Annotated in this window: 4 protein-coding genes; all 4 read left to right on the top strand. The window is 36.1% G+C overall.

Annotated features, from left to right (window positions below; genetic code table 11):
• Nucleotides 1-219: 219 nt before the first annotated feature.
• On the top strand, nt 220-486 hold the full coding sequence (gene rpsO, locus KY055_00660; protein MBZ1345148.1) for a 30S ribosomal protein S15: 267 nt from the start codon (nt 220-222) through the stop codon (nt 484-486).
• A 12-nt stretch (nt 487-498) separates the two neighbouring features.
• The gene (locus KY055_00655) at nt 499-1,002 is read left to right on the top strand and encodes an NYN domain-containing protein (protein ID MBZ1345147.1); all 504 of its coding nucleotides are present in this window, start codon (nt 499-501) and stop codon (nt 1,000-1,002) included.
• Nucleotides 1,002-3,125 (top strand): polyribonucleotide nucleotidyltransferase, encoded by a 2,124-nt coding sequence (locus KY055_00650; GenBank protein MBZ1345146.1) that lies wholly within the window; start codon nt 1,002-1,004, stop codon nt 3,123-3,125. The genes KY055_00655 and KY055_00650 overlap by 1 nt, the downstream gene beginning before the upstream one ends.
• A 16-nt stretch (nt 3,126-3,141) precedes the next feature.
• The coding region (locus KY055_00645) for a hypothetical protein (GenBank protein ID MBZ1345145.1) at nt 3,142-3,390 on the top strand (249 nt) is incomplete at its 3' end.

Genomic DNA, 3,390 nt, shown 5'->3' with positions numbered 1-3,390 from the left:
TTGCAGGTTCGAGTCCTGCGCGGGGCACCAGTGCCCTGCTTGCCTCGGGACTAAATTCAAAATTCCTTGAAGCAATCCCTTTGGGATATTACAAGGCGGGCAAAATTCAACCACAGCCCATTTTCAATGGCTGAGTTGTCCAGCCCGCCCCTTTCCGAAGGGGCGGGGCTGTGGCAAAACTTTTTTTATTTTTTGGAAAGAGTATAATTAATAAAGAATATGTTAAAGCCAGAAGAAAAAATAAAAGTTATTGAGGAACATAAGCTCCATAAATCAGATACCGGTTCAACCGAAGTTCAAATTTCCCTTGTTACCGAGGAAATCAAAAAATTACTTCTCCATTTGAAAAAATATCCCAAGGACCTCCATTCCAAAAGGGGGCTCTTGAAAATGGTAGCCAAAAGAAAAAAACTTTTAAAATATTTGAAAGATGAAAGTGAAAAGAGATATAAGAGTATTTTGAAAAAAATCGGATTGAAAAAATAATTCAAACCAAGTATGCCAATTAAACATTTGGGTCAAAGGGTAGCCGTCTTAATTGATGTTCAAAACCTATATCACTCGGCTAAAAATTTATACGGAGCCAAGGTGAATTTTCGGGAAATTTTAAAATTAGCCGTCAGTCAAAGAAATTTAATCAGGGTTTTTGCTTATGTGGTTAGGACTAAAAGCGGCGAAGAAAAACCATTTTTTGACGCCTTAATTAAATTAGGTATTGAAACCAAGGTTCGGGATTTGCAGGAATTTTACAACGGTTTAAAAAAAGCTGATTGGGATGTCGGCATTACGGTTGATGCTATCAGAATCGCTCCCAGCATTGATACCATTGTCTTGGCTTCGGGTGATGGCGATTTTATCCAATTGATTGAATATCTGAAAAATCAAGGAAAAAGAACAGAGGTAATCGCTTTTGGTAAAACCTCTTCGTTAAAACTAAAAGAAGTGGCTGATGAATTTATTGATTTGGAAAAAAGTCCTGGAAAATATTTGATAAAAAAATAATGGAAAATTTTAAATTAAAAATTGGGGCTAAGGATTTTGAGGTTAAAATTAAAAATTTAGCCAGTCAGGCGGCCGGTGATATTTTGGTTCAATACGGCGAGACCATGGTTTTGGCAACAGCTGTAATGTCTGATTTAGAAAGAGAAGGAATTGACTTTTTTCCCTTGACAGTTGAATACGAGGAAAGATTTTACGCTGCGGGTAAAATTTTGGGCTCAAGATATATTCGCCGGGAAAGCCGGCCGCCTGATGAAGCAATTTTAACCGCCCGGTTAATTGACCGAGCAATTAGGCCTAGGTTTCCCCAAAACCTCAAAAAAGAAACTCAGGTAATAGTTACCTGCCTTTCTTGGGATAAAGAAAATGACCCCGATATTCTGGGGCTTATTTCCTCTTCTTTAGCTCTTTCAATTTCCGATATTCCTTGGTCAGGACCAATAGCTTGTTTAAGAATTATTAAAATTGGAGAAAATTTTATCTTAAATCCAACTTATGAAGAAAGGGAGAAAAGTTCTTTTGATTTGGTTTTAGCCGGGGTTGAAGAGGAAAATTCGGATCAGATTTTAGTTAATATGATTGAATTTGAAGGAAACGAAGTTCAAGAACAAACGATTTTGGAGGCAATTGAGTTTGCCAAGCCCTTTCTTAAAGAAATAATTAATTTTCAAAAAGAAATCCAAAAAAAGATAGGTAAAGAAAAGATTCTTCTGGCTCAACCCTTGCCGGATTTGAAATTGGAACAAAAAATAAAAGAATTTTTGGGGGATAAATTGGAAAAAATCATTTTTCAAAAGGAAAAATTAAAAAGAAGGAAGGGGTTGGATAATTTGTTAGAAGAATTGCTCAATTTTATCAAAGAAGATTATTCCGGACAGGAAAAACAAATTTCAATTAAAGAATTATTTAAAAAGGAAATTAATAGAATTGTCAGCCTCAATATTATAGAACTAGAAAAAAGACCCGATGGCCGGAAATTAGACGAAATAAGAAATTTGCAAATAGAAATAGGCATTTTACCGAGAACTCACGGCTCCGGTCTTTTTATCAGAGGTGATACCAAGTCCCTTTCTATTTTAACCTTGGGTACGCCTGGTGATGTCAAGCTATTGGAAGGAATGGAAGTGGTTGGCAAAAAAAGGTTTATGCATCATTATAATTTTCCGCCTTATTCTACCGGTGAAATAAAACCAATGAGAGGACCTGGCAGAAGAGATGTTGGCCATGGAATGTTGGTAGAAAAATCTCTTTTACCCCTCATTCCTGTTTTTGACGAATTTCCTTATACAATGAGAATTGTCAGTGAAATTCTTTCTTCCAATGGTTCTACTTCAATGGCAGCGGTTTCTTCTTCATCATTAGCCTTAATGGAAGCGGGCGTGCCAATAAAAAAACACGTGGCTGGTATTTCTATTGGCTTAATGACCGATAATAAGGGTAATTATAAAATTTTAACCGATATTCAGGGACCAGAAGACCAAAGTGGAGATATGGATTTTAAAATCGCTGGAACAGAAGAAGGAATAACGGCAATTCAATTAGATGTTAAAATTGATGGAATTAACCAAGAAATTTTAAAAAAAGCGCTGGAACAAGGAAAAAGGGCAAGAGTTTTAATTTTAAATGAAATGGCAAAAGTAATTTCAAAACCAAAAAATCAGCTCTCCCTCTATGCTCCGAGAATTTTAACTTTACAAATCAATCCGGAAAAAATCAGAGAGGTGATTGGTCCGGGCGGTAGAATAATTAACGAAATAATTGAAAAATGTCAGGTCTCAATTAATGTTGAAAACACGGGCAAGATTTTTGTTACAGCTGAAAAAGAGGAAGCAGCAAAAAAGGCGATTGAATGGATAAAAAACATTACCCGGGAGGTAAAGGTGGGAGAAATTTTTCAGGGAAAAGTAAAAAGAATTTTGGATTTTGGGGCTTTTGTGGAAATTTTTCCGGGTCAGGAAGGAATGGTTCATATTTCCCAATTAGCTCCTTTTCGGGTTGAAAGGGTTGAGGATATAGTTAAAATCAACCAAATGATTCCGGTAAAGGTAATTTCCATTGATGAGCAGGGTCGAATCAATCTTTCTTTAAAAGAAGCCCAAGTCCAAGCCGAGAAAAAAGGGTTCTAATTTATGGCTTTAGTTCATGTTAGAAGATATTACTAAAGAAAAATTTACCATAAATCCGGAGCAGATTCGGACAATGCAAAAAGACATTGCCGAACTTCAGAAAAAAACTCAAACAGGAGAAGCGCCGGTTTTGGAAACCAAGGAAAAATTAGAAGAAGAAATAGAGAAATCAATTAAAGAGGCGGAGGAAAAAAGAATTATAAAAGAAAGGGAGGTCCGGGAAAAGGAGGCTCAGAAAGAAAAAACAGAAGAAGAAAGAAAAAGA

This window comes from Candidatus Nealsonbacteria bacterium (genome assembly GCA_019923625.1).
Lineage (GTDB): Bacteria > Patescibacteriota > Minisyncoccia > Minisyncoccales > RBG-13-42-11 > JAHXGN01.
Note: the sequence above shows the minus strand (reverse complement) of the source record. Positions and strands in the feature narration are given on the sequence as shown.

What these genes read in the sequence shown, in the direction of transcription:
- KY055_00650 (MBZ1345146.1), top strand. Translation starts at nt 1,002, where the DNA reads ATGGAAAATTTTAAATTAAAAATTGGGGCTAAGGATTTTGAGGTTAAA.
- KY055_00655 (MBZ1345147.1), top strand. Translation starts at nt 499, where the DNA reads ATGCCAATTAAACATTTGGGTCAAAGGGTAGCCGTCTTAATTGATGTT.
- rpsO (MBZ1345148.1), top strand. Translation starts at nt 220, where the DNA reads ATGTTAAAGCCAGAAGAAAAAATAAAAGTTATTGAGGAACATAAGCTC.